Raw genomic sequence first — 25,335 nt, forward strand, 5'->3', positions numbered from 1 at the left:
GGCCCGCGGCGACTGCTCAGCATGGTTCAGCGCCCTGTCCGCGTGTAGTTCACGTCCGACCATTCCGCAGAATCAGCATGGCCCGCTCAGCGGATCCTGCACCGGGGGAACATCCACAGGACGCCCTGAAGGACGAGCGCTGCGACAGATTCACCCCGTGATCGGCCCCGGTCGCGGTGCCTCTCATGGGGACCTCGATCGCGGTACACTGCGGGGCCATGGAGCTTCTTGAGGTGGGCCGGATCATTGGCGGACTGGTGTTACTGCTCCTGGGCGGGGAGTTTCTGGTGCGGGGAGCCTCGGCGCTCGCCCGACGCGTGGGGATCTCCTCCCTGGTGGTCGGGCTCACCGTGGTTTCAGCGGCCACGTCCGCGCCGGAACTGGCGGTCACCCTGGGCTCGGTCCTGCGCGATGAGCCCGGACTGGCTGTGGGAAACGTGGTCGGCAGCAACATCATCAACATCCTGTTCATTCTCGGTATCTCCGCGTTGGTCCTCCCCCTGCTCGTCACGCGTGGACTGCTCAGGTTCGATGTTCCGTTGATGGCCGCCATGTCGGCGGGATTGCTCCTCATGTCCCTTGATGGCGTGATCAGTGGGGTCGACGGGCTGATCCTGGTCTGCGTGGTGGTCGCGCACACCGTGCTGACGGTCATCGGCAGCCGACGTGAAACGCGGTCACGGGTGGGCGCGGGGAAGCCCACCGGTGGTTCGTCTGCCGCAGGTGCCACCCACGCAGGCGCCCCCGACGAGGGAGAGAAAGCGCCTGTCGGGTCGGTCGGTAAGTCCCTGCTGCTGGTGGTGCTCGGGATCGCGCTCCTGGTGGGTGGGGCCACGCTGCTTGTCGAGGGGGCGGTGAACATCGCCACCACCCTGGGGGTCAGCAGTCTGGTGGTCGGTCTGACCGTCGTGGCCATCGGCACATCCCTGCCGGAACTGGCGACCTCCATCATCGCCGTTCGTCGGGGTGAACGCGACCTGGCCGTGGGCAACGTGGTGGGCAGCAACATCTTCAATATCGGAATGGTGCTCGGGCTGCCGGCCCTGATCTCCTCTGGCGGTATCCCGGTGTCCAGCGCCGCGGTGGCACTCGACATCCCGGTGATGCTGGCCGCCTCGGTCGCCCTCCTGCCCGTCGCCTTCACGGGCTTCGTGGTGGCCCGTTGGGAGGGTGGCGTTTTCGTGGGTCTGTACCTCGCGTACACCGGCTACGTCGTCCTCGCCGCCACCGAACACGACGCGCTGGAGGGGTTCACGGACGTCATGGCGTGGTTCGTCCTTCCGCTGGTGGCCGTCACTCTGATCGCCTTCACCTCCTACGAGATCGGACTGCACAAAGGCAGAAAAGACCAGGCGACAACCGGGAGTCCTTCCTGACCCCCCAGGTCATCGGCGCCCTCCTAATGGACGGAAGGCAACAACTTCTCAAGATACGGGGTGCCACCGATCCGCTGCGCCGTGTCACCGCCGAGGGCCAGATCTGCGACCCGGTGAGTCCTTCCAGCATCAGCGAGCTGGCGGGGGCCACCGCCTGGGCGGGCTGGATTCTGTTCTTCAATGTGCAGACTCCCTGCATCACAGATGCCATCATCGGCCCGTGGGAGAACGGCGCCCTGTGAGACAGTCGCGGTGTTCCGGTACTCGATGAACAGCTGGCCCAAGCTGTGCCGGGTCTCGGGGGAGACTCCGTGTCGTGACCCCGGGACCCGCGGCGGGTCTGTCTGATGGGGCGTCGTGTCATCGCCTTCTGCCCCACGAGAAGGGGCCGAGCGCCGGCAACTTCCGGGGCGGGAGTCACTCTGCTTCCGCCGAAAACTGAGCGGACACGACACCACGGCTGGCGTGGCCCTCGTCAGCCGTTTCCGTCCGTGGAACACCGTGCAACCGGCCAGGGCGACAAGGGAGATCGCCTGCTTCGGCGACGGGGCCGGTTCTGGGGGCGGGAACCTGTGAAGCATTCGGGGAGAGGGGAATACCCTGGACCGACGGAACCGCCGGACACCGGACTGCCGGCATCGGATTCACGGCCGCCGATCGGGGTGCTCCTCTACTATGTCCGGGGGAGTCGCCGCGGGCTCGCCATGCAGGAAGAAAGCGCCCAGCGAGCCGGCCAGGGTGGCGAACACCGCGACCGAGTACACCGCCAGGATAAGCTGCAGCACCTTGGAGAACGGATCGTCGGTGGTGATGCCGCTGCCGGTGATGGTGGCCAGGGCGGCCTCGTACAGGGCCGTGGTGTAGTCCGTCTGCGACTCCATGGCGTACAGCAGCTGACTGGCGGCCAGGATGACGACGACGGTCACGGACACCAGCCACCCGATTCGGTTGGACAGGAGTCGACCGGCGGACCGCGACCCGCGCACCCCGGCCGAGACGATGCCGCCCACCCGGGCCACCCGCGTCACCCGCAGGGCGCGGACCGCCCGCAATGCTCGGAAGAACCGCAGGAAGGGGACCAGCAGGAAGATGACCTGCCACCAGTTGCGCCGCCAGAACGCGGCCTGGAAACCGGCGAGATAGGCGCGCAGCAGGAATTCGGCGACGAAGATCGCCCAGAACACCCATCCGGTGATGCCCAGGATCCGCGTCCAGCCCGGTTCGGTGACCAGCAGCTGACCCAGGGCCACGAAGAGGAAGAGCACGCCGAGAAAACCCATCGGCCGGTCCAGGCGGGCCGCCAGGGCCTCGGCGGCCGCCATCCGCTCGGACGGCGGGGGAGAGGGTCGGCTGCTCACGGTGGGTCGACCTCCCTGAGGGGTATTCGGGGACGGGTCCCGGCGCCCGGTTTCGTTCGGTTGGTGCCGAACCTACCACTCCAGGCGGCCCCCGGGGCCGCGATCCTTGGCACCCCGACCGGTCCCGCACCTATGCTCGGGCGCATGGATTCCCCCACGTGGCCCCTGCCGGTGACCGTCCTCGAGGGCGGGCGGATCCGGCTGCGCCCGCTACGCGAGGCGGACGCGGACAATCTCGTCGCCACCAGCACCGATCCGGACACCATCCGGTATTCCCCGCTACCGGACGAGTACACCCGCGACACCGCCCTCGACTACATCCGTGGCGCGCAGGACGCCTCCCGGGCGATGATCTGGGCCATCGAGCTGCTCGACGAGCCGGATTCCCTGGCCGGCGTCATCGAGCTGCGCGGGGTCTACCCCCACGCGGGATACGTCGACGTCGGCTACCGCACCGCCCCGTGGGCGCGCGGCCGGGGAGCGGCGAAGGAGGCACTGCTCCTGGCCACCCGCCACGCCTTCACCCACGGCTGCCACCGCGTGGAGCTGCTGGCGGCGGTGGACAACATCGCTTCGCGACGCGTCGCGGAACGCTGCGGCTTCCAGTTCGAGGGCATCGCCCGTGACCGGGAGTACCTGCACGGGGCGTACCGCGACCTGGCGATGTACTCGCTGCTGTCGACGGACGGGGACGGGGACGGAGCAGGGGAGTAGCTGCTCGGACAGCGGGATGCACGGGTTCTGGCTACGATGCGGAGTCGTTGGGGCCTGCTGTCGCCGAACACTGCTTGGGGGGAAAGATGGCTTCGGGGTCTGAGTACGGGGAAAAGCTGCCGCCGTGGCTGAGGATGAGCGCGGAGGCGCGGGAACACGCGGGGGTACCGCACGCCGCCGTGGTGGCGGAGGAAGGGGAGGCCACCACGGCCGTTGAACCGGAACTTCCGGAGTGGCCGCGGACCGGGGACGTGGAGACACTCGGTCGCCACCACCTCGAGGAACCGGCACCGGAAACCTCGGCCGTGGAGCCTGTGCAGGTCCCGTCGCCACCACCACCGCACCCGCCGCGCCGGAAACCGGAACCCGGCCCCTACGATCTGACCCCACCACCCGCACTGGACCAGTCGAACCTGGTCAACCCGGTCAAGCCCGCCCCGCGCAAGGGTTGGCGCAGGCTCGTCCACGACGTCACCGGCGGGTACGTCAACCCCGGCGAATCCGAGAAGGAGCTCGAGCACGAGCGTCTGCTGGAGAAGATCCGGCGTCCGCTGCGCGGCGACTACCGCATTGCCGTGATGTCGCTGAAGGGCGGGGTCGGCAAGACAACCACCACGGTCGCGCTCGGCGGGGTCTTTGCCAGCGTGCGCGGTGACCGGGTCATCGCCATCGACGCCAACCCGGACCTGGGCACCCTCGCCCAGCGGGTCGCGGCGCCGGGGCCGGCCACCATCCGGGATTTGCTCGCCGCGGAGGACACCTCCCGGTACACCAGCGTCCGCCGGTTCACCACACAGGCGAAGTCCCGCCTGGAGGTCATCGGCTCGGAGCGGGATCCGGCCGTGTCGGAGGCCTTCAGCGAGGACGACTACCGCTACGCCATCGACATCCTGCAGCACCACTACAACGTGATGCTCACCGACTGCGGCACGGGCCTGATGCACTCGGCGATGTCCGGGGTGCTGGATCTGGCCAACACCCTCGTCCTGATCACCTCACCCGCGCTTGACGGCGCACAGTCCGCCTCGGCGACGCTGGACTGGCTGAATCTGCACGGTTACGAACAGCTGGCGGCCAACGCGGTCGTCGTCATCTCCGCCGCCCACCCCGGCCAGGCGACGATCGACATGGAGCAGCTGGTGGGCCACTTCCGGTCTCGGGCGCGCGCGGTGCACCTGGTTCCCTTCGACCGTCATCTGTCGGAGGGGGCGACGATCGACCTGGAGCTGCTGTCGAAGAAGACCCGCGCGTCCTACCTGGAGCTGGCCGCGACCGTCGCCGAGGACTTCGACAGCCGGCACCGGCACGCGGCACCGGGGCATTAGGTCGTGCGCACCACCGGCAAACCCCTTCCGCTGACGCCCCCGCCGGTGTTATTGTCCGAGGTAGGCGGGGAATTCCGCAGCTGGTCCCCGTCGAAGTCGCCGGACCTGAGGAGGATTACCGTGCTGATTCCGAACTTCGTGTCCGTTCCCGCACAACGCTACGGGGAGCTCAAGGCGCTGCCGGAGCCGGTGGACGCTGTCCTCGATCTGCTGAACGCAAACGCTCTCCCGGCCCTGGGCGTCGACAGGTTCTGGGTCGGAGTGCAGGCCGGGCTGGCCGACGGCCCGGGTGCCTCGTCGGTCTCGGGCGTCGAGGAGTGGGGTGAGGACCCACCGGTGGGGGCGGTGGACCCGGAGTACACCGCCGCGCTCGCGCAGGTGCTTGCCGACGCCGATCCCGCCGAGGTCGAGGCGGCCGGCACGCCGGCCCTGGAACAGCTGCTCGGTGAGGAAACCGAGGGTGAGATCGCCCGCGCCTTCGGGGAGCTGTCGGACTTCTACGCGCAGGCCGCCGAGCGCGGCGACGCCGTGTTGATCGTGTTCAACTGACGCCGGGCCACCGCGTGCCCCTACCGCCCCCGCCCGGCCGGGGCCGTCACCGGTTCCTGCACCAGCGCCAGTGGCTCGCGCAGCAGCGGGTCGAGGGCCACGGCGCGGGCGATGGCGCGCACGATCTCGCGGTGGGTGGGGATCAGGCGCAGTTCCACGCCCTCGGCGGCGGAACCCAGCCGGGAGCGCACCGCGGAGGCGAAGAGCTTCGGGGCCTTCGGGTCGTCGACGAAGGCGGAGCCGGCCACGACGATCGTCGACGGCCGGTGCTCCTCGGCGAGCTGCACCGCGACGTCGGCGAGCAGTACCGCCCGGTCGTCGAGCAGCTTCCTGACTTCGTCGTTGTGCTGGCTGGCGGCCACCGCCGCGGGCAGGCTGTCAAGCTCTACGCCGTGGTCGCGGATGCGGTGGAGCACGCCGGCATTGGCCAGGGCCTCCTCGGTGGGCAGCCCGGCGGTGTCGAGCACCTCACCGGCGGTGACGGGCAGAGTGTCCACCTGGTGCACCCCGTGGGTCCCGGAGACGGCCGCACCGATGGAGTCGTCGGCGAACAGTGCGAGCTCGGTGGGCGTGCCCTCGCCGGGGCCGGGCAGACCGCCGGCCTGGATCTCGGAGCCGAGGATGGCGGGCACCGCCGCGGAGACCAGGACCGGCACGGCGAACTGGTAGCGCAGGCGGGCCGCGACGTCCACGCCGTGCCAGCCGAGGTTCGGGGCATCGACGACGCCGTCCTCGCTGACCCGGCCCGAGGTGGTCACCCCGACCGACGCCAGGGGCCGGTCGAGGCCCGCGGTCAGACGGTTGAGTCCGGCCATGACGTGCTCGATGAAGTCGGCCTCGCTCAGCTGGGCCACGGGGGTGGGCACGTCGGCGTCGCGGATGGTGCGGCCCTTGAGGTCGTAGAGCCCGATGTAGGTCGTCGACGTGCCGACGGCGATTCCCGCGTGCAGCTGCTGGCTGGGGGCCAGCTCCAGGGGGATGGTGGGGCGCCCGCGTCCCTGCGAGCGGGTGAGGTCGTTGCGCTCCTGGACGAGGCCTGCCCGGACCAGGGCGCCGATGGCGCGGGTGATCGTGGGTTGGGACAACCCGGTGGCCTCGACGAGTTCGCTGCGGGTGACGATCTGATGCAGACGCACCAGGTGCAGGCATTTCGCCGCGGGCGTCCGGGGGCGGGAGAACAGGGTGCCTGCGGTGGTCATGCCAGCATAGTAAACAGTCTTAGACAACTTTGTCTAATGAAATCGAGCAGAAACAGACAAAGCTGTCTAAGCCTGCCCTAACTTCCCTCATGGGAGACCTCCGTCACCGGCGGCCGGCGGTAGCGCGTGAACGAGGGCACGAACACCGCGCACAGCAGCGTGCCGATGATGACGAGCGCGCCACCCGACAGCGTCGCCCACCCGACGCCGAGGGGTGCCGCGGCCCAGCCGTGCAGGACATCGGCGAGTCGCGGCCCGCCGACGACCACCACGATGTAGACCCCCTGGATGCGTCCCTGCACGTGCTCGGCCGCGGACTGCTGCAGAATCGCCGTGCGCAGCGACGCGGAGAACATGTCGGCCGCGCCGCCGAAGACCAGCATGATGATCACCAGCCACGCCCAGAACGTCACCGCGCCGGGGCTCATGAGCACGCCGACACCGGCCGCGACGACGAACGCGCCCCAGAGGATGATGCACACCATGACGGCCAGGCCCTGGCGCACCACCCGTGAGATCCACCCGGAGAGCAGGCCGCCCAGCACGGCGCCCGCGGCCATCGAGGAGTACAACAGCGCCAGCATGACGCCGCCCTGGTCGTGCTCGCCGAAGTTCTCGGCGGCGATCTCCGGGTACAGCGCCCGCGGCATGCCGAAGGTCATGGCGATCAGATCCAGCAGCATCGCCACCAGCAGCACCGGTTGCCCGCGCAGGTAGGTCAGACCGTCGAGCACGCTGCGGAAACCGGCCCGCTGTTTCTCACCCTTCGGTGGCAGGGCGGGCAACGCCAGCACTGCGCCCAGGGTCGGCAGCAGGAGTACGGCGTCGAGGAAGTACAGCCACGAGTAGCCGATGAAGGGGATCAGCGCGCCGGCGATCAGCGGGCCGACGATCGCGCCGGCCTGCATGAGCATCATGTTCAGGCTCGCCCCGGCGGGCAGCAGGTCGATCGGCAGGATGGAGCGGAACACCGCGGTGCGGGTGGGTTGGTTGACCGCGAAGAACGCCTGCTGCAGCGAGAACGTCAGCAGCAGCCACCACACGTTGGTGTTGCCCATCGCGGACAGCGCCCAGAACGCCGCCGCCGAGAGAATCATGCCCGCGGTGCTGACGACGAGCACCTTCCGCTTGTCGAAGGAGTCCGCGATCGATCCGCCGTAGAGTCCGAAGATCACCAGCGGCACCAGGCCGAACAGGCCGGTCAGTCCGACGTAGGCCGAGGAGTCGGTGATCGAGTAGATCTGGGCGGGCACCGCCACCACGGTCAGCTGTGCGCCGATCACCGTCGCGATATTGGCCACCCACAGGCGCTTGTACGCGGGGACCTGCAGGGGCCGGGTGTCGGCGAAATAGTCTCGGAGGCTCACGCGGGGAAATGCTAGCGCCTGCCCTGGCGTCCCCGGCTCACCAGCGCGAGGTGTCCACGTGGGAGACCTCGGTCAGCCGGATGCCCACCTTGCCGACCTCCACCCCGGAACGCCCGGAGGAGATGACCACGGTGTCACCGCTGGTGTCCACCAGATAGGTCCCCACCCGGCTCAGGGCCTCGTCCGGGAGCTCGACCTCCGGATCCGGCATGGGGGACGGGTCGCCGGTGGTGGATACGGTCGTCGGCAGGTACCCGATGCCCAGACCGCTCGCCGGACCGGGACCCTGCCAGGACGTCCGCTCGGTGAAACCCTCGGGTATCACGGGCCACGACACCCCTTCCCCACGGCAGGAGATGGGGGCCGCCGGGGAGGCGAACGAGCAGGTCATCCACGCGTTGTCCAGGGGCATCGTCGCTATCAGCGCCTCAGTGCGGCGCCGGAGGCTGTGCTGCGCGGCCAATCGGGAGTCGCCGGCATTGCCCAGCAGGACCGATGGGGCGTCGTGCGGCGGGGGAAGGGAGTTCAAATTCAGGGTGAGCAGGAAGCTGGCCGCCTCCTCGTAGGCCGTGGCGTCGGGGCCGCCGGTGACCATCCGGGTGTCGTCCCAGGTGTGGGTGACGGTGAAGGTCTCGGTCACGCCGTCGGCGTTCGCCCCGCCGGCGTGGCCGTAGGTCACCTCGACGGTGTCGTCGGCCGCGCGTTCGACCGCCCGGATCTCGCGGAACTGCACCGGCGGTGGGTCGGTGACCGGTGTGTCGTGGTGGAAGAACACCACCGCCTCCGCGATGGTCGCCGGACCGCCCTCCGGCTGGGAGCGGTCCCCGTTCGTCCCGCTCAGCGTCACCCAGCTCAATGGCAGGCAGGGGTCGAAGCGGTTGTCGACGATCTCGAAGTTGAACCAGACGTTGCTCACGCCCGTGTCAACGACGCGTAGCGGGGTGTAGCGGCCGAAGGAGGTCTCCGCCAGGTCGAGGTCGGAGCCCGCACAGGCGGCGGTGTCGGTGGTGGCCTCGGCGGTGGTTGTCTCCGTGGTGTCCCCGGTGGCCGAGCCGGTCGTCGCCCCGGGTTCATCCGGCCGCGTGGCACAGGCGCTCAGCAGTAGGAGGGCGGCGACGGTGCCGGTCGCCGCGCGGGAAGCAGTTCGAGGTCTCACGATGGATCCTTTCGACCGCCGGGCGAGTTGTGACCCTCATCCCAGAGCTTAGGAAACCTCAGGGGCTGGCGCACCGGGTTCGGGGGTTTGGGGGTACGGGGGTCCCTCCGCGGCGTGGGCGGGGGAGGGGTGGCGGGCTCGCGTAGAGTTCACGCCGTGATGGATCTCGAGGAGTGGGTGGCGCTCGTTGGGCCGGCGCTGGGCATCGAACTCTGGCGCATTCCCGTGGTGATGCTCTCTGCCATCGGCATCTACCTGGCGTTTCTCCTGCTGGTCAGGCTGTTCACGCCCCGGGTGCTCGCCCGCCTGACGGTCTTCGACGCGGTGGTCCTCGTCATGTTCGGCGCGGTTGCCGGGCGCGTGGTCATCGGCCACCCGCCCACCCTCGCCGCCGGCGTGGTTGGCCTGGCCACGCTCATGGCCATGGAGGCGTTCTTCGGTGCGGTCCGCTCGACCACGGGCCTGCGTGCCCTGCTCCAGGGTGGACCGGTGGTCGTCGTCGCCCACGGTGAAGTGGTGGAAAAGGCCCTGCGTCGCACCCACCTCTCGCGTCTGGACATCAATGCCGTGCTCCGGCGCGCGGGTATCGGTTCGCTGGGCGAGGTCCAGGCACTCATCGCGGAGCCCAGTGGAGAGTTGTCCCTGTTCCGGCGCGGCCAGCCCATCGACGCGGAACTGCTCGAGGGGGTGCGCGGCGCGGAGCTGCTGCGGTGAGCCGAGCCGGCCTCGCGGAGAGGCGGGCCGCCCCGCCCGGGACCGGAGTGTTGCCGCTACCGCACCCCCTCGTGGCGCCACACGCGGCCCAGTCCCGCCCAGAACGGGCCGATGAGCACGCCCACGGAGGCGGCGATGCCAAGCCCGAGAGCCGCGGTGGAGAACAGTCCCGGCCGCCGGTGTCCGCGCGCCCCGGCGACAAGCGAGGCCGCCGTGCCCAGCGTGCCCGCGCCGATGAGCGCGCCGACCGACGCGGCGCGCAACGCATCCTCCCGGTCCGCCCGTGTCGACGGGAGGTACGGCAGGGCGGAGAGCCCCGCGCCCGCCGCCGGGAGGGCGAGTGTGACGGCCTTCGGGTACCGACGCCCGCGGGGCTCGCCCCCGAGCGTGAAGTTCAGCGGCACGGTGGTCGGCAGCTCCCGCCAGCCCGCCGCCAGCGTGAGGGCCGCGGCGGCGGTGAGGATTGCGGGGACGGCCCGGGCTGCCTCCATGACGGGGGTGGGGATGGCCGCGACGACGTCGGCGTCGATGTCGTCGGGGCGGATCAGGCCGAGGCGCACGGCCACGGCCCCGAGGTTAATGCTCCAGCCCAGGCCGAACAGGTGTGGCTGGAAGATTCTCGGATCCTGCGGGGCCCAGATGCGGCGACGTGCTCCCCGGCTGCGGAATCCGCGGAAATCGAAGGGGACCCCGCCGAGGGAGCCCTGGGACTTCTCTGCGGTGTCGGGGCCCTCGTCCATGGTGTCGAACTCGGCGGCGGTGGCCTCGGCGTAGGACTGCGGGTCGCCGAGTTCGTCCCCCAGATCCGCGCCGGTGGCGGCGAGCTCCGTGATCAGGTCACGGTGCTCGTCGAGGGTGTCGGTGATTTCGGTGGCAGACAGGGAGGTGTGGCCCCCCAGTTGCCTGCGCAGGGCGGACAGGTAATCGGTGGGTGTGTGGGACATCGGGGATCCCTCCTTTAGGCGGGGTCGGGGAGCAGGGTGGTCATGGCGTCGACGAGCAGGCGCCAGTCCTCGGTGAGGGTGGTGCGCAGTTCGTGGCCCTCCCGGGTCAGTGAGTAGTACTTGCGGGGTGGCCCCACGGGGGACTCCTGCCAGCGGGTGGTCAGGGCTTTGGCGCGGGTCAGACGGGTGAGCAGGGGGTAGACGGTGCCGGCGGGCGCGGCCAGGCCGGGGTGGTGGCTGAGGCGGTCGACCAGTTCGGCGCCGTAGGACTCCTCCTCCGCGAGCAGGGTGAGGATCGCGAGCTCGAGGACTCCCTTGCGCAGTTGGGTGGCGGTGGGTTGAGGGGGCATCCGGTTGCTCCTCGCTTTCTATGGTTCATAACCCAGTACCTGGTGTTGCCAACTAGTCTAGCATGTGATGCCTACTAGTGGGTAGTGCCTAAGAGTGGATTCCAGGGGCGGATTCCGGACTCCGAGGGGGTGGTCTGCAGGTGGCGGTCAAAGGCCCGCCGCAGACTCTCACCGCTACCGAAGCCCGAGTCGCGGGCATTGCGCCAGTGGGTGGTGGCGCGGCGGCCGTCGAGGAGCCCGAGCTCGGCGAGGATGAACGCACCGGTGCGCACCCTGGCCACCCGGCCCGGGCCATCGGCGAGCACCGCCGCGGCGTCGAGAAGGTCCGGATCCCACGGCCGCTCCGGCAGGGTGTCGGAACCGGGGATGATCACAGTGTCGAGCGTGGCGGCGACCTCGCGGGTGACGGGGAGGGCGCCTGTGATGGTGAGTCCGGTGCCGGTGCCGGTGGCGGCATCGGCACCGGACGGCGAGAGCATCACCAACTCGTAGCCGCGGGCGCGGCTGAACACCTCGGCCGGCCCGGAGACATCTAGCATGGTCACGCTGTCGAAGACGAGGAAGCCGGCCCGCCTCATGTCGGGTTCCGTGGGATTCCTGACCGAAAGGACATGGCACCAGGCCAGCCACACCACCGCACTGGGGAACGGAGGAATACCGGAGCCACCCAAGGAGGAACCCCATGACCGAGACCATCGTCGGCATCACCATCCCCGACTCGACCCTGGCGAAGGAGGCGACCGAACTCGTCCGCGACGTCGCCACGCCCCTGGTCTACGACCACTCCCGCCGTGTCTACCTGTTCGGCGCGCTGCGCGGCCAGCGCGACGGCCTCGACTACGACCCGGAGCTGCTCTACGTCGGCGCGATGTTCCACGACCTCGGCCTGACCGAGACCTACCGCCGCACCGACCAGCGCTTCGAGATCGACGGCGCCGACGAGGCCCGGAAGTTCCTGGCCGCCCGCGGTATCGCCGACGAGGCCGCCGGGAAGGTGTGGACCGCGATCGCGCTGCACATGGACCCCGAGATCGCCCTGGTCACCCGCGGCGTCGAACACGACGTGCTCGGCCTGGGTTTCGATACCGTCACCGACGGACAGCGCGCCGAGATCGTCGCCGCCCACCCGCGCCCCGACTTCAAGAACGGCATCCTCGCCGCCTTCACCGAGGGCATCAGGGAGCGCCCCGAGACCACCTTCGGAAACGCCAAGGCCGATGTCCTCGAGCACTTCGTGCCCGGCTTCGAGCGCGGCGACTTCGTCGAGGTCATCCGCGGCAACGCCTGGCCGGAGTAGTCGCCCGCGGGGCGGGCGGGCGTCGAAAAGCGCCACCGACCGGTGCGCCCGCCTCACGCCAGGCCGTCCACCTTCACCCCCATGACCAGCTCGGGCAGGCCGGCGGCCGCCGTCGTGCGCCAGGACACGTCCGCCAACCGCGACAGTTCCGTCTCCTCCGGGGAGATCTCCAGCAGCGGTGTACCCCGTTCCGCGGCGATCAGCGGCAGCGAGGCCGCCGGTTGCACGATCCCGGAGGTGCCCACGATGACCACCAGATCGGCCTCGCGCATCCGCTGCTCAGCCAACGCCCACTCCCGCTGGGGCAGGGACTCGCCGAACCACACCACACCCGGGCGCACGAGGTTGTCGCACAGTGAGCAGGCCGGCGGGGTCATCCGCTCCACCGGCTCGTCGGGCACCTCCACCTCACCCTCCCAGGGGCGGGAGCAGATGCTGCAGCGGTAGTCGAAGAGTGAGCCGTGCAGGTGGACCACGTCCTGTGCCCCGCCACGTTCGTGCAGGTTGTCGATGTTCTGTGTCGTCACGCCGACCCGCTCAACGCCGTCGAGCTCGCCCCAGTCGCCGATGGCGCGGTGGCCCGCATTGGGATCCGCCTGGCCCGCCAGCTTCGAGCGCCACAGGTACCAGGCCCACATCGGTTCAGGGTCCTTCGCCCAGGATTCGATCGACGCGAACGCGGCTGGGTCGACCTTCGACCACAGGCCGGTGTCCTTGTCGCGGAAGGTGACCAGGCCGGATTCGGCGCTCATCCCGGCGCCGGTGAAGACCTCGATCGTGCGGGCCCGCCGGGCGAGGCGCAGGGCGTCGGCAAGCTGAGTGTCGGCAGCGTCCATGACACCACGTTAGCGGCGCAGCGGCGCGCCCGCGAGGGTTTCATCCCGCCTAAACTCGCGGGCATGACCCGGGAATCCGCTGACCTCACCTTCCGCCCCATGGAGGCGGGCGACCGCGACCTGCGCGCCGAGGCGCTCCTGAGGAACTTCAACCGCACCGCCGAGCGCTTCACCCACGCCGACCTCGACGCCCCGCCGCTGTCGGTGTACCTGCCCTTCGACCCGGCGCGCGGCGACGTCGGCCACGTCGTCCTGTCGGGCGGCAAGGCCGTCGGCATGGCGGCGGCCGTGTTCGCGCAGGGCTACGGGCACATCAGTGACGACATCCCGGAGCTGTGGATTCACGTCACCGCCTCCCACCGCAACGCCGGCATCGGTGGGCGGCTGATCGACCTCATCCTCCAGGACGGCCGCGCCGCGGGGTGGCCGGGGCTGTCCCTGTCGGTGGAGGACGGCAACCCCGCCCGGCGGCTCTACCGGCGCAAGGGCTTCACCGACCACCTCACCCCCGGTGTGATGCTGCTGCAGCTGGGGCCCGAGCACCCGATCCGCTCGGTGGCCGTCTACTGCGGTTCCTCCTACGGGGCGCGCGAGGAGTACGCCGACGCCGCCCGTGACCTCGGCCACGAGCTGGCCGCCCGCGGCCTGACGTTGATCTACGGCGGTGGTGATGTCGGTTTGATGGGCACGGTGGCCGACGCGGTCGTCGACAGGCGCGGGGAGACCATCGGCGTCATCCCCCGTCAGCTCGTCGACCGGGAGATGGCCCACCGCGGGCTGGGCCGTCTCGACGTTGTGGAGACCATGGCCGAGCGCAAGACCCGGATGGAGGACCTGGCGGACGCCTTCATCGCGCTGCCGGGTGGGGCGGGCACGCTCGAGGAGCTCTTCGAGGTGCTGACCATGCAGCAGCTCGGCCATCTGACCGGGCCCATCGGGCTCTGTAATACGGAGGGATTCTGGGATCCGTTGGTGGAGATGCTGCGCCGCGCCGTCGACGAGGGCTTCCTGCGGGGCAAGTACCTCGACGCCCTGGTGGTCGCCGACACGCCCGCGGAGGTGCTCGCGCGTTTCGACGGTTGGACAGCCCCGGGCAGGAAATGGGACTGACCTGGTGGTCCGGCCCGCAGCACCGGTGTTATCAACCTGTGTCTTTGCGGAAAGTTCCCGGGTGGAATCGGGGGCGGGCGGAGGGCTACACTCACCTGTCATGAGTCCCGAGACTTCCGTTGACACCGTGAAGCGCACGCCGTCGCTGCTGGACGCCTCCTGTGAGGGGTTCGTCCACGACCTGGCGGCGCTGTCGCCGACTGATGCGACTGCATGGGGCATCCCCGGCTACGAGGGGGAGCTGCAGGACTTCTCCCCCGAGTACTGGGCTGCCATCGCGGACCGCACCCGCGAGATGATCGCCGACGTCGACGCCTTCGACGACGGCACCGATGAATCCGACGACGAGGACGACTTCGACGAGGTCGACCACGTCACCGCCGCCGTCCTGCGCGACCGCCTCTGCCTGGACCTCGACCTGCACCACCACGGCGAGGACCTGCGCCAGCTCAACAACATCGACTCGCCGGTCCAGACGATCCGCGACGCCTTCCTGATCATGCCCTCCGAGACGCCCGAGCAGATCGACGCGATCCGCTCCCGCCTGTCCAAGGTCCGTAAGTCGTTGGCCGGCTACCGCGAGTCCCTGACCGTGGCCGCCGGTCACGGCCGGGTCGCGGCGCACCGCCAGGTGGACGAGGTCATCTCCCAGTGCGAGGATCTCGCCGACTCGGGCTCCATGCTGGAGAACCTCGGCGTCGACGCCGACTCCAGGGAAGTGACCGGGGCCAAGGAGGCCTTCGCCGAGTTCGCCGACTGGCTCTCCGAGCACCTGGTCAGCCAGGCCCCGCACGAGGACGCCGTCGGCCGCGACCGCTACGAGCTGTTCTCCCACCTGTTCGTCGGCGACCAGGTCGACCTCGACGAGGCCTACGAGTGGGGCCTGCGCCGCCTGGCGGAGATCACCGCCGAACAGCAGCACATCGCCCGTGAACTCTATGGCGCGGGCGCCACCGTCAAGCAGGCCTACCGCAAGCTCAACTCCGAGGCCCGCTACACCCTCCGCGGCACCGACGAGCTGCTTGCCTGGATGCAGAGGACCGCCGACCGGGCCGTCACCGACCTCCAGGGCACCACCTTCACCATCCCCGATCCGGTGCGCACCATCGAGTGCCGCATCGACCCCGCCGGCACCGGCGGCATCTTCTACACCCCGCCGAGCGACGACTTCTCCCGTCCGGGCCGTATGTGGTGGTCCGTGCCGAAGGGCCAGGACACCTTCCACACCTGGCAGGAGCTGACCACCGTCTTCCACGAGGGCGTGCCCGGCCACCACCTGCAGATCGGTCAGGCCATCGCTGAGCAGGACAACCTCAACCTGTGGCGGCGGGTGGCCTGCTGGAACTCCGGCCACGGCGAGGGCTGGGCCCTCTACGCCGAACAGCTCATGGCCGAGCTCGGCTACCACGAGGACCCGGGCACCCGCATGGGGCTGCTCGACGCCCAGCGGCTGCGCGCCGCCCGCGTCGTCCTCGACATCGGCGTCCACCTGGGCAAGCGTGTGCCGGAGGGTACCGGCGTATGGGACTCCTCCTACGCCAAGTCCTTCCTCCGGGAGAACACCGCCATGGACGAGGCCAACCTGACCTTCGAGATCAACCGCTACCTCGGCTGGCCCGGCCAGGCGCCCTCCTACGCCCTCGGCCAGCGCCTGTGGCAGCGGACCCGCGACGAGGCACTCGCCCAGGGCCAGACCCAGGCCGAGTTCCACGCCACCGCGCTGCGGCTGGGATCCATTCCGATGTCGATCCTGCGTGAGCAGGTGCTGGACTAGGAGTTCCAGGGGGCTGTTGTGCCGGGCCGGCGTGGGATCCAAGGGTTTCCGCGCCGGCCGGCTTTTCGCCCGTGCGTTGCAAAGGGGCGGTTTGTCCCGGAAATCCCCCGGCGGGCGGGTGTTTCAGGGACAAACCGCCCCTCTGCAACGGGGTGGACGTCAGTACCGTCCTTAGAGCGCCGGCAGCGTCAGCCCCACGACCACCGCCGCCGCGAGCACACCCCGATGAGCTCCGTGCGCGTGTGGTGCACGAGTCTCAGCCGCGACCACGCCACCGCCGGTGTGAGGAGGAGCATCAGCCACCACCACGGCGAAATGACGATTCCCAGGAACATCCAGTGGGTGGCCCAGGCGCCGAGGTGCACGGAGATCTTGACCCCGGCCGCGTTCACCACGGCGAACAGCAGGATGAAGCCGACGGCCGCGGCCACCGCCACCCAGATCTCCCGTGGGGTGGCCAGCACGGCGAGCAGGACACCGGGCAACGCCGGCAGACCCAGGATCATCGCGAACACACGCCCCGTTGATTGCGGGCGATGACGTGGTGGTCGCCGACGCGTCCGCGGCGGATCAGCCAGAAGATCAGTGCCATCGGGGCCACCCCGGTCAGCAGGGCGGCGGTCACTCCCGGGGCCACCGCATCCAGGGCGAGCCCGAGGATGAGGAACAGGGCGGTGTTGGACACCCAGGGCACGCAGATTTCCGTGATGAGTTTCTCGGCGGTCACGTACCGGCACCTTAATCCGGCGACCCGGGTCACTCTCTGTCGGTAGGCTCGGGCTCACCCAGAGTCCCCCGATACCGACCGATACCGACCAGGAGGAGCCCGCCATGTCCCAGTTCATGCTCTCCGTCCACCACGAGCCCGGCGTCCAGGCCGCCGGCGGCACCTACGAGACCGAGGAGGACGCCCAGACCGCCTTCGCCGCGGTCGACGACCTCAACAGCCAGCTGGAGAAGGACGGGCAGCTCGTCTTCGCCGGCGCGCTGAATCCCCCGGAGGTCGCCAGCACGGCGTTCCCGGCCGGCCACGTCGTGGACGGACCGGTCTCGGACGTCGTCGGCAGGCAGCTCGGCGGTTTCTGGATCATCGACGTCCCGGACCGCCAGAGCGCCCTGGCCGTAGCCGGGCGCGCCGCGAAGGCCTGTCACCAGCCGGTGGAGGTCCGCCAGTTCGAGGGCTGACCCACCGCCCGGCCGCCGCCGGCCCTACCTCCCGCGGGTGATCAGCCGGATGAGCTGCGGCAGCCAGCCGGCGAGCAGCAGCACGGACAGCAGCCGGATGAGCTGGAGCGCGACGACCGCGGGGCCCGCCCCGCCCTCACTGGACAGGGCGAGCACCGTCTCCAGGGCGCCGGGACTGGTGGCCAGGTAGGCCTCGAAGTAGGTGATGTTCAGCCAGTGGGTCAGCGGCACCGCGGTCAGTGCGCAGGCGCCGATGATCACCACGATGAACGTGACGGTGGCGGGCAGCTGCCGCGAGAAGGCCTTGAGCGCCGGAATCGACAGTGCGCCGCCGCACATCCACCCGATGCTCAGGAAGGCCAGCACGCGGAAGATCTCCGGCGGCGCCATGCTCAGGTGATCCGGCAGGAGCAGGGAGATCACCACCGTGATCAGCAGCGGGCCCAGCACGCTCGGCACAGGCAGGTGCAGCAGACGGCCGAGCCGGGCGCCGAAGAGGGCGACCGCCACGATGATCAGCAGCACCCACCACACCTGCGACGTCCCGTCACCGGTGCTCCCGGTTCCGCCGCCGGGTGGCGGGAACAGGGCGGTGATCAGCGGCAGGGACACCGAGACGGCCAGCAGCCGCAGGTACTGGGTCAGGGAGACGAAGCGGAAGTCGGCGCCGAGTTCGCGCGCCAGGACCGGCATGACCGACGCCCCGCCCGCGAGCATCGAGAGGATGCCCGTCTCCCGGCTGATCCTCGCCTGGGAGCGCGCGAGCAGCAGGCCTCCGACGACGCCGACGCCGAGGGTGACCACCGCGACGGCCAGGCCGGGCAGCAGGTAACCCGCGAGCGCCGCGAACGGCACACCCACCAGCGGCACGGCGGCGAGAATGCCGATCACCCCGCGGCCGAAACCGTAGAAGTCCTCGCTGACCGGCAACTCGTCGCCGGTGATCAGCGCGCACGCCCCAGCGGCGACGATGGCCGCCAGGATCCAGGAGGCGGGGACCTGCCACCAGGTGAACAACCAGCCGAGCAGGAGGGACAGCGGGGCCACGATCATCCAGCGCAGCGCGACCGTCCGGTTGAACATCCGCCCCCCTCCACCTGGATCCGTAATTACCGGATGTCAGTCTAGTCACCCGCGAAACCCGGTCCGGGACAGCACGCGGCGGCTAGGCTTCGGGGAATCGGCAATGAGGCGGAAGGCGACCGATGGTGGGACTGGAGTTGTCGGGCTGGGCGCTGCTCCTGGCCGGCGCGGCGGTGGCCGGGTGGGTGGACGCGGTCATCGGCGGCGGTGGGCTGGTGCTCATCCCGCTGATCCTCGCGGTGGCCCCGCAGCTGGCCCCGGCCACCGCGTTGGCTACGAACAAGCTGGCCGCGGTGTCGGGCACGGCGTCGGCGGCGGTCATGATGGTGCGGAAGGTGCGGCCGTCGGTAAGCGTGCTGGCGGGCTACGTGCCGCTGGCGCTGCTGTGCTCGGGGGCGGGGGCGCTGGCCGCGAGCCTGATCGACACCGCGGTGATGCGGCCGGTGATCATCGTGCTGATGCTGGCGGTGGGCACGTTCGTGGCGTTGCGCCCGTCCTTCGGCACCGGTGAGGGGTCGGCGCTACCGGGCGGGTGGCGGCGTTGGGCGGTGCTCGCGCTGGTGGGCGTGATCGCCTTCTACGACGGCATCTTCGGCCCCGGCACCGGCATGTTCCTCATCATGGCGTTCACGGCGCTGCTGAGCCAGAACTTCCTGGTCTCCGCGGCGATGGCGAAGGTGGTCAACACCGCCACGAACCTCGGCGCGCTGGTGGTCTTCGCGGCCGGCGGGCACGTGTGGTGGCTGCTCGGCCTGGTGCTGGCGGTGGCGAATATCCTCGGTGCGCAGCTGGGCGCGCGCACGGTGCTCGGCGGGGGTGCGAGGTTCGTGCGCGGGGCGCTGCTGGTGCTGGTGGTGGTCATGAGCGTCTACCTGGGGTGGCAGCAGCTCAGCGGCCGATGAAGGCCGGGCGAAGTTGGCAGTGAATTCCCAGAAATTTACAGGTGCATCAAAGCTTATGTGTCTACGATCAAAGACATGCTGATCGCAAGAGAACAGGACCAGTCTGACGAACCCACCGACAGATCGGTGATCGCCGTGAAGGTCGAGGAGTCCGTGGACGCCGACACCGCCGCCGAGCTGATCGACGGCGTGATCACCGCCGCAGGACTGCTCGCCCTGCCGGAGGTGCACGTGTGGGCCGACGGCGAGACCCTGCCGCTGCTCGCGGTCGCCGCGGGTGACATCCCCGAGCTGCCCGAGGGCTTCCAGCTCCGCCAGCTCGACGCCGATTCCCACGAGGTCTTCGCCGAGGAGGGCGAGGGCACCACCTGGCTGACCTACACCTCCCTGGTGCAGCTGGCCCGCTCACGCCGGGCCGCCGCCCCAGCCCCCGCGGCCGTCCCCGCGGCGTAGTTCGCGGGAGTCGCCAGAAACGTCCCGCGCCTGAAATCCGAGACCTCCCGGGCACGATGCCCGGGAGGTTGATCTGTGTCTCGGGGTCGGCAGGAGCGACCCGATGGGACTGACCGAGTGGAGCCGGAATAAACGGGCCCCAGACGCCCCACCTACATCCGCTTCCTGGTCCGCGCGGTCGCCGGGGCGCTCCACGGATCCTCCGGCCACGGGTGCTTCGGGTAGCGCCCGCGCATCTCCGCGCGCACCTGCCCGTACGGCCCGGACCAGAAGCTGGCCAGGTCATCGGTGACCGCCAACGGCCGTCCCGCCGGCGAGAGCAGGTGGAACAGCACCGGCACGCCCGACAGCTTCGGGGACTCCGCCAGCCCGAAGCATTCCTGGAGTTTCACGCTCACCACTGGCCGGCCCTCGGAGTAGTCCACGCGGGGCCGGTTGCCGCTGGGCACCGCCAACCGCTCAGGCGCGAGCTCGTCCAGGCGGGTGGCCTCCGGCCAGGGCAGCAGGCGTTGCAGGGCGGGGTACAGGTCGATCTTCTCCACCGGGGTGCCGTGTGCCACGGCGCCCAGCTCGGGGCCGAGGAACTCCAGCGGGTCGGCCGAATCCACGTCCGGCCACGGCTCGCCCAGCCGCTCGTGCAGGAAGGCCAGCCGATTGCGCAGCGCCGTGGCCTTCTCCGAGAACCGGAACAGTCCGAGCCCCTCGCGCCGGATGCCCTCGGCGAGCGCCTCGGCGGCCTGGTGTGGCGGCACCTGCACCGGGGTGGACGACAGCTCGATCGCCCCGGCCCGCCGGATCCGCCGCCCGCGCAGTCTGCGGCCCTCGAAAGTGGCGGTGACGGTTTCCTCCACGCCGACGATCCGCAGGGCGTCCGCCTCCGTCAGGCGCGCGGCCGCCCGGATCGTCGCGCCGGCCCGGCCCTCGCGGGTGGCCCCGCCGCTGCGGGTGACCTCCGCGACGGCCAGCCACTCCGCGCCCCGCAGTGGGGAATCCGGTGGCAGCACCGCGCGCGTGCCGCTGGCCAGCAGATAGTCCTGGTTGTCCCCACCCTCCAGGCGCGCCACCTTCCCCGGGAAGGCCAGCGCCGTGATCACCCCGGGATCGGAGGTGCCGTCACCTCGCGGGGCGAGCCGGCGCAGCCGTGCCACCTCCCGGTCGAAGCGCCGCTGCCCGCGCAGAATGCGCAGCTGCGCCCCCACATCCCCGCGCGGGGCGTCGGCCAGCGCCGCCACGGTCTCCGCGGCCGTCGGCCCGCACTCCACCAGTGCGCGCCCCAGCCGCGGATCGACCGGCAGGCCGACCAGTTTCCGTCCCCGCGCCGTGGCCTCCCCGCGCTGGTCGACGGCCCCGATGCCGCGCAGCACCTCCTCGGCCGCCGCGATGGCGGGGGCCGGCGGGGCGTCGGGAAGCGGGAGCCCCTCGCCACGCGGGGTGCCCCAGCACGCCAGGGTGAGCGCGGCCTGCGTCAGGTCCGAGGTGGCGATCTCCGGGGTGATGTGGGCCGTGAGGTGCCGGTACTCGGACTCGGCGTAGCAGCGGATGACCTCGCCCGGCCCCTCACGCCCGGCACGGCCCGCGCGCTGGTCCACGGTCGACTTCGCCGCGGAGACGGTGACCAGGCCGGTCATCTGGCGCGCGGCATCGCGACGCGGCACGCGCGACAGTCCGGAGTCGACGACCACGCGCACGCCCGGCACGGTCAGCGAGGACTCCGCGATCGACGTCGCGACGACGATACGCGGCTGCCCGCTCGGCGTGAGGGCGGCGTCCTGCTCTTGTGCGGTCAGGGAACCGTGCAGGGGCAGGGCCCCGGGTAGCTTTCCGACGACGTGCTCGACCTCGCGCACGCCGGGGACGAAGACCAGCGCCGAGTGCCCGGTGCGTTCGACGGCGCGGCGGGCCTGCTCGGCGAGGTGGTCGAGGAAGGACCGGGTGCAGCCCAGGCGGCCCTCGTGGGGCGAGTGCGTGATCTCCAGTGGGTGGGTCACCGCCGGGGTGGACAACACCTGCGCGCCCATGAGTTCCGCGAAACGCGCCGCGTCCAGGGTGGCCGACATGGCGACCACGCGCAGGTCATCGCGCAGCTGCACCAGCTCCAGCAGCATGCCCAGTACCAGGTCCGTGTCGAGCTGGCGCTCGTGGACCTCATCGATGGCGACCGCGCTGACACCCGTGAGTTCCGGATCCGACATCAGGCGGCGCAGCAGCACGCCCGGGGTCACGAACTCCACCAGCTCGCCCGGGTGGTGCTCGCCGCGGACGGTGAAACCGACGCACTCACCCAGCCTCGATCCGTCGAGCTGCGCCAGCCGACGCGCCGCCGCCCGCACCGCCACGCGCCGCGGGGCGGTGACCAGCACCTTCCCCCGCACGTGGTTGGCCAGGGCGGGTGGGACGAGCGTCGTCTTGCCCGTGCCGGGCGGGGCCTGGATGACGGCCGTTGAGGCGGCGTCGAGAAGCGCAGGGAGCTCGCCGATGGTCTCGACGACGGGCAGACCTCTACCTATGCGGTGCAGATCAAACAAACCGGTTGCCCTCCACCGGAACGCCCTCGGTGTTCGCGAGCTTGTTGAACTCCTTCATCAGACGGGCGGCCCTGTCGTGCTGCTCCGTGAGTTCGGCGGAGCCGGGCAGGTACCACCGGCCACTGCGCATCTGTTCCAGACCGGAGTAGGTCCTAGGATTGAACTCGCTCATGACGTCCATTGTGCCTTCGTTTGCGGGGTGGTTTGTTTGCCGACACTCTTCGACTCCGGGGCCGGGTTCGACCGTCCCGCGGTTCTCGTCGCGCCCGGGGTGGCGCACCTGCCGGGGTGGCTGCCGGTGTCGGAGCAGGAACGGCTGGTGTCGCAGGCCCGCGCGATAGCGCGCTCCGTGGCCGGCACCCCGCTGGCGATGCACCGGCCCGTGGTGGGAACGGGGCAGATGAGCGCGTACATCCTCTCGCTCGGGCGGTACTGGCGGACGCGGCCGTACGGGTACGTGCGCTCGCTGGGCGGGGTCGACGTGCCCGCTGTCCCGCCGGAGTACGGGCGGTTGGCCCGGGCGGCGCTTTCGGCTGCTTCAGGGGTGGCGGAGGAATTGGCCCCCTGGGCGGACGGGGCATTCCGCGCCGAGACCGCCCTAGTCAACTACTACCCGTCCGGCGCGTCGATGGGACTGCACGTCGACGCCAACGAGGTCTCCGAGGCCCCCGTCGTGTCGTTGTCGATCGGTGACGAGGCCGTGTTCCGGATGGGAAACGTCCACGGTCGGACGAGACCCTGGTCGGATGTGACCCTGATGTCCGGGGACCTGGTGGTCTTCGGCGGGCCGGCGCGCCGGGCGTACCACGGGGTGCCGGTGGTCCGGGACGGCACGGCGCCGGCCGGGTGCGGGCTGTGCGAGGGGAGGATCAACATCACGATCCGGCAGGTGGGGTTGTAGTCGGGTTCGCAATACCTTGCGCCGAATCTTGAGCGAACAGGGAAAATGCGGTTCTATCATCATTCTGCTGCGAGATTTTGCGGTGGCAGTGAACCGTGGCGCGTCTGCGGGAGTCCAACTTCGTCAGTAGGGGCCCGGATCCCGGGCCGAGCAGCCGACGAAGTACGCACAGGAGCAGCCGATGCCGTATGCGGGCAGTGACAGCGACGATCTCGTTCACCGATTTCCGGGATTCGCCGGTGTCCGGGATGGATTGCCACTTCCTCCCGGCGATGTCCCCGTTCCGGAGCGTGTGGCCGAAGTGCTCGGCCGCGCCGCCGACCATCTGGGCGTCAGCCCGATGGATCCTCGGGCCCGTCGGCAACTCAGGGAATGGTACGAACAGGTCTCCCCGCGATATGTCATTTCCCGGAAGTTCCTGCGGCCGGATGCCCTTTCCGCCTCGGATGCCCGCCACCATCCCCGTCGTCTTCGGTACCGGGTGGACGCTCGTACGAGGATCACCGCGCATCTCCTCGAGCACCCTGGGTGGATCGCGGACAGTTGGAGTGCCGCGGCGCTCCTCGGGATCGGGGACTTCAGCGATGGAGCCGATACCTGTGTCACACATTCCGGGAACCGCCGGTTGAGCACGGATCCGCTCCGACCTACGCAACACCGCAAGCCGGCCTCCCTCCCGGTGTGGACCGTGTATCTGAATGACGCCCCGATGAAGGTGACGCCACCAACCGTGACTCTCATTCGGTGTCTCCGCTCCGTTCTGATTGAGGAACATGCGTGGCAGGTACCGAAGATCGCCCGCCTATCGGAACCACTTATCCGGGCGGTGCAGGTCATCGACCGCTTTCGACGGGGCTTGGGGATCGATGAGCGTCACATCGCCGAAGTTGGCCGCGGATTGATCGATGCCCGGAAGCTCGCGAGGATTATCTCGTTGTCCGGGCCGGGAACGGATTCGCCTCAGGAGACCCTGCTCAGGTTGATCGCCGGTCAGGCTGCCGCCCGGTCCGGAGCTGAGTTTCTTCCGCAGGTGCCCGTCTACTGCGACGGGCGGATCGGGGAGGCCTGCTCGAAGGAGGCCGGAGTGCCACTGCTGACGGTGCTGGACCTCGCCGAGGTCACCTGGAAGATCGCGCTCATGTTTGACGGCGCCCACCACTGGACGAAGAAACAGCGGGAACGAGATGCGCGGATCAACTTCGAGCTGGCGCATTCGGGGTGGCTCGTCCTGCGGGTGTCGTACGGGATGTTCAATGACGCCTCCGGCCTCGCGGCCAAGATAGAGGAGGCGATTCGTGAGCGGATCAGCGAGGCGGCGGCCTGATCGAGGGCGGCCCCCCTCTGCGTCGCAAAATCCTGCACCCTGACCCGGTTCGGAGTGTGTCTTCCCTGTTCGTCGAGCACAAGCCCGGAAGATTTTGCGAAGCCACCGGAAACCGGCCTGAGGAAGCCCCTGCATGCGGAAGTAAGCTGTGCCACACTCGTGCGCATGAGCATTCCCACCGACAAGAAGATCGCAGTCATCACCGGTGCATCCTCCGGCATCGGTGCCGCCACCGCGGAGGCCCTGGCCGAGAACGGCTGGCACGTCGTCGTCGCCGCGCGCCGCAAGGAGCGCCTGGACGAGGTGGCGGACAGGACCGGGGGCACCGCCATTGAGCTGGACGTCACGGATCAGGCGAGCGTGGACCAGCTCGTGGAACAGCTGCCGCGCGTGGATCTGCTGGTCAACAACGCCGGCGGCGCCCTGGGTCTGGACCACGTGCGCGAGGCCGACCTCGAGGACTGGCAGACGATGTACGACACCAACGTCCTCGGCGTGGTGCGCGTGACCAGGGCTCTGCTGCCGAAGCTGGTCGAGGCCGAGGACGGCGAGGGCCTGATCATCAACATCGGTTCCATGGCCGCCTGGAACGCCTATCCGGGCGGCGCCGGCTACAACGCCGCCAAGTTCGGCCTGCGGGCGCTGACCCGCGCCATGCGTCAGGAGGAGGTGGACAACCCGGTGCGCATCACCGAGATCGACCCGGGCCGCGTGAACACCGACTTCTCCCTGGTCCGGTTCAAGGGTGACCACAACAAGGCCGACGCCGTCTACGCCGACAAGCTCAACCTCACGGCCGGCGACGTCGCCGAGGCCATCCGTTGGGTGGCGTCCCTGCCGGCCCACGTGAACATCGACACACTGAACATCATGCCGCGCGACCAGGCTTAAAC

Annotated in this window: 28 protein-coding genes; 15 read left to right on the forward strand and 13 right to left on the reverse strand. The window is 70.0% G+C overall.

Annotated features, from left to right (window positions below; all coding sequences use genetic code 11):
- Positions 1-218: 218 nt before the first annotated feature.
- Positions 219-1,376 (forward strand): calcium/sodium antiporter, encoded by a 1,158-nt coding sequence (locus A605_RS00945; RefSeq protein ID WP_027004183.1) that lies wholly within the window; start codon positions 219-221, stop codon positions 1,374-1,376.
- A gap of 26 nt (positions 1,377-1,402) precedes the next feature.
- The gene (locus tag A605_RS00950) at positions 1,403-1,618 is read left to right on the forward strand and encodes a hypothetical protein (protein ID WP_015399631.1); all 216 of its coding nucleotides are present in this window, start codon (positions 1,403-1,405) and stop codon (positions 1,616-1,618) included.
- 402 nt (positions 1,619-2,020) lie between these two features.
- On the opposite strand, the gene A605_RS00955 is transcribed toward A605_RS00950, so the two are convergent.
- Positions 2,021-2,734 carry an ion transporter gene (locus A605_RS00955; protein ID WP_244429001.1) on the reverse strand — a complete coding sequence of 238 codons (714 nt, stop codon included), beginning with the start codon at positions 2,732-2,734 and terminating at the stop codon, positions 2,021-2,023.
- A 144-nt stretch (positions 2,735-2,878) separates the two neighbouring features.
- On the opposite strand from A605_RS00955, the gene A605_RS00960 reads away from it, so the two are divergent.
- From A605_RS00960 to A605_RS00970, 3 genes are all read left to right on the forward strand, one after another.
- Positions 2,879-3,448 (forward strand): GNAT family N-acetyltransferase, encoded by a 570-nt coding sequence (locus tag A605_RS00960; RefSeq protein WP_034990453.1) that lies wholly within the window; start codon positions 2,879-2,881, stop codon positions 3,446-3,448.
- A gap of 134 nt (positions 3,449-3,582) precedes the next feature.
- Positions 3,583-4,773 carry a MinD/ParA family ATP-binding protein gene (locus A605_RS00965; RefSeq protein WP_015399634.1) on the forward strand — a complete coding sequence of 397 codons (1,191 nt, stop codon included), beginning with the start codon at positions 3,583-3,585 and terminating at the stop codon, positions 4,771-4,773.
- 120 nt (positions 4,774-4,893) lie between these two features.
- Complete coding sequence (locus A605_RS00970) at positions 4,894-5,322, forward strand: DUF1877 family protein (RefSeq protein WP_015399635.1); 429 nt, start codon at positions 4,894-4,896, stop codon at positions 5,320-5,322.
- A gap of 20 nt (positions 5,323-5,342) precedes the next feature.
- Here A605_RS00970 and A605_RS00975 read toward each other — a convergent pair whose 3' ends face one another.
- The 3 genes from A605_RS00975 to A605_RS14690 form a co-directional block, all read right to left on the reverse strand.
- Positions 5,343-6,521, reverse strand: a complete 1,179-nt coding sequence (locus A605_RS00975) for an ROK family transcriptional regulator (RefSeq protein ID WP_015399636.1) — start codon at positions 6,519-6,521, stop codon at positions 5,343-5,345.
- A gap of 77 nt (positions 6,522-6,598) precedes the next feature.
- The gene (locus A605_RS00980) at positions 6,599-7,888 is read right to left on the reverse strand and encodes an MFS transporter (RefSeq protein ID WP_015399637.1); all 1,290 of its coding nucleotides are present in this window, start codon (positions 7,886-7,888) and stop codon (positions 6,599-6,601) included.
- A gap of 37 nt (positions 7,889-7,925) precedes the next feature.
- The gene (locus tag A605_RS14690) at positions 7,926-9,044 is read right to left on the reverse strand and encodes an LppP/LprE family lipoprotein (RefSeq protein ID WP_015399638.1); all 1,119 of its coding nucleotides are present in this window, start codon (positions 9,042-9,044) and stop codon (positions 7,926-7,928) included.
- A gap of 159 nt (positions 9,045-9,203) precedes the next feature.
- Here A605_RS14690 and A605_RS00990 point away from each other — a divergent pair, with 159 nt between their 5' ends.
- Positions 9,204-9,758: a DUF421 domain-containing protein gene (locus tag A605_RS00990; protein WP_015399639.1), complete on the forward strand. Its 555-nt coding sequence runs from the start codon at positions 9,204-9,206 to the stop codon at positions 9,756-9,758.
- 56 nt (positions 9,759-9,814) lie between these two features.
- On the opposite strand, the gene A605_RS00995 is transcribed toward A605_RS00990, so the two are convergent.
- The 3 genes from A605_RS00995 to A605_RS01005 form a co-directional block, all read right to left on the reverse strand.
- Complete coding sequence (locus tag A605_RS00995) at positions 9,815-10,702, reverse strand: DUF5808 domain-containing protein (RefSeq protein ID WP_015399640.1); 888 nt, start codon at positions 10,700-10,702, stop codon at positions 9,815-9,817.
- A 14-nt stretch (positions 10,703-10,716) separates the two neighbouring features.
- Positions 10,717-11,052, reverse strand: a complete 336-nt coding sequence (locus tag A605_RS01000) for a PadR family transcriptional regulator (RefSeq protein WP_015399641.1) — start codon at positions 11,050-11,052, stop codon at positions 10,717-10,719.
- A 74-nt stretch (positions 11,053-11,126) separates the two neighbouring features.
- The gene (locus A605_RS01005) at positions 11,127-11,630 is read right to left on the reverse strand and encodes a DJ-1/PfpI family protein (RefSeq protein ID WP_015399642.1); all 504 of its coding nucleotides are present in this window, start codon (positions 11,628-11,630) and stop codon (positions 11,127-11,129) included.
- A gap of 104 nt (positions 11,631-11,734) precedes the next feature.
- Between A605_RS01005 and A605_RS01010 the strand changes: the two genes are divergently transcribed.
- On the forward strand, positions 11,735-12,349 hold the full coding sequence (locus A605_RS01010; protein WP_015399643.1) for an HD domain-containing protein: 615 nt from the start codon (positions 11,735-11,737) through the stop codon (positions 12,347-12,349).
- A gap of 53 nt (positions 12,350-12,402) precedes the next feature.
- Here the strand turns inward: A605_RS01010 and A605_RS01015 are convergent, their stop codons facing one another.
- Complete coding sequence (locus tag A605_RS01015; protein WP_015399644.1) at positions 12,403-13,185, reverse strand: NAD-dependent deacylase; 783 nt, start codon at positions 13,183-13,185, stop codon at positions 12,403-12,405.
- 63 nt (positions 13,186-13,248) lie between these two features.
- On the opposite strand from A605_RS01015, the gene A605_RS01020 reads away from it, so the two are divergent.
- Together A605_RS01020 and A605_RS01025 are read left to right on the forward strand one after the other, a co-directional pair.
- Positions 13,249-14,295 (forward strand): TIGR00730 family Rossman fold protein, encoded by a 1,047-nt coding sequence (locus A605_RS01020; protein WP_015399645.1) that lies wholly within the window; start codon positions 13,249-13,251, stop codon positions 14,293-14,295.
- Between the two features lie 100 nt (positions 14,296-14,395).
- Positions 14,396-16,069 carry a DUF885 domain-containing protein gene (locus A605_RS01025; protein ID WP_015399646.1) on the forward strand — a complete coding sequence of 558 codons (1,674 nt, stop codon included), beginning with the start codon at positions 14,396-14,398 and terminating at the stop codon, positions 16,067-16,069.
- Between the two features lie 188 nt (positions 16,070-16,257).
- On the opposite strand, the gene A605_RS14695 is transcribed toward A605_RS01025, so the two are convergent.
- Both A605_RS14695 and A605_RS14700 read right to left on the reverse strand, forming a co-directional pair.
- Positions 16,258-16,584 (reverse strand): hypothetical protein, encoded by a 327-nt coding sequence (locus A605_RS14695; RefSeq protein WP_149029362.1) that lies wholly within the window; start codon positions 16,582-16,584, stop codon positions 16,258-16,260.
- Positions 16,572-16,796: a hypothetical protein gene (locus A605_RS14700; RefSeq protein WP_051625623.1), complete on the reverse strand. Its 225-nt coding sequence runs from the start codon at positions 16,794-16,796 to the stop codon at positions 16,572-16,574. The genes A605_RS14695 and A605_RS14700 overlap by 13 nt, the downstream gene beginning before the upstream one ends.
- 104 nt (positions 16,797-16,900) lie before the next feature.
- Here A605_RS14700 and A605_RS01035 point away from each other — a divergent pair, with 104 nt between their 5' ends.
- Positions 16,901-17,254: a YciI family protein gene (locus tag A605_RS01035; RefSeq protein ID WP_015399647.1), complete on the forward strand. Its 354-nt coding sequence runs from the start codon at positions 16,901-16,903 to the stop codon at positions 17,252-17,254.
- Positions 17,255-17,278: 24 nt separating this feature from the next.
- On the opposite strand, the gene A605_RS01040 is transcribed toward A605_RS01035, so the two are convergent.
- Positions 17,279-18,337, reverse strand: coding sequence for an AbrB family transcriptional regulator (locus A605_RS01040; RefSeq protein ID WP_015399648.1), 1,059 nt, complete (start codon positions 18,335-18,337; stop codon positions 17,279-17,281).
- 125 nt (positions 18,338-18,462) lie between these two features.
- On the opposite strand from A605_RS01040, the gene A605_RS01045 reads away from it, so the two are divergent.
- Both A605_RS01045 and A605_RS01050 read left to right on the forward strand, forming a co-directional pair.
- Positions 18,463-19,239, forward strand: coding sequence for a TSUP family transporter (locus A605_RS01045; RefSeq protein ID WP_027004186.1), 777 nt, complete (start codon positions 18,463-18,465; stop codon positions 19,237-19,239).
- A 75-nt stretch (positions 19,240-19,314) separates the two neighbouring features.
- Entirely contained in the window at positions 19,315-19,692 is a 378-nt protein-coding gene (locus tag A605_RS01050) for a hypothetical protein (RefSeq protein ID WP_015399650.1), read from the forward strand.
- A gap of 152 nt (positions 19,693-19,844) precedes the next feature.
- Here A605_RS01050 and hrpB read toward each other — a convergent pair whose 3' ends face one another.
- Together hrpB and A605_RS01060 are read right to left on the reverse strand one after the other, a co-directional pair.
- Positions 19,845-22,217 (reverse strand): ATP-dependent helicase HrpB, encoded by a 2,373-nt coding sequence (hrpB, locus tag A605_RS01055; RefSeq protein ID WP_015399651.1) that lies wholly within the window; start codon positions 22,215-22,217, stop codon positions 19,845-19,847.
- Positions 22,210-22,389, reverse strand: a complete 180-nt coding sequence (locus A605_RS01060) for a maltose acetyltransferase domain-containing protein (RefSeq protein WP_161607623.1) — start codon at positions 22,387-22,389, stop codon at positions 22,210-22,212. Before A605_RS01060 ends, hrpB begins: the two co-directional genes overlap by 8 nt.
- A gap of 36 nt (positions 22,390-22,425) precedes the next feature.
- Between A605_RS01060 and A605_RS01065 the strand changes: the two genes are divergently transcribed.
- From A605_RS01065 to A605_RS01075, 3 genes are all read left to right on the forward strand, one after another.
- A complete protein-coding gene (locus A605_RS01065; RefSeq protein ID WP_015399653.1) occupies positions 22,426-23,118 on the forward strand; it encodes an alpha-ketoglutarate-dependent dioxygenase AlkB in 693 nt (230 codons plus the stop codon).
- Between the two features lie 688 nt (positions 23,119-23,806).
- On the forward strand, positions 23,807-24,442 hold the full coding sequence (locus tag A605_RS15750) for a PDDEXK family nuclease (protein WP_244429002.1): 636 nt from the start codon (positions 23,807-23,809) through the stop codon (positions 24,440-24,442).
- Positions 24,443-24,607: 165 nt separating this feature from the next.
- Complete coding sequence (locus tag A605_RS01075; RefSeq protein ID WP_015399655.1) at positions 24,608-25,333, forward strand: SDR family NAD(P)-dependent oxidoreductase; 726 nt, start codon at positions 24,608-24,610, stop codon at positions 25,331-25,333.
- Positions 25,334-25,335 lie beyond the last annotated feature (2 nt).

It is taken from the genome of Corynebacterium halotolerans YIM 70093 = DSM 44683 (assembly GCF_000341345.1).
GTDB classification, from domain to species: domain Bacteria; phylum Actinomycetota; class Actinomycetes; order Mycobacteriales; family Mycobacteriaceae; genus Corynebacterium; species Corynebacterium halotolerans.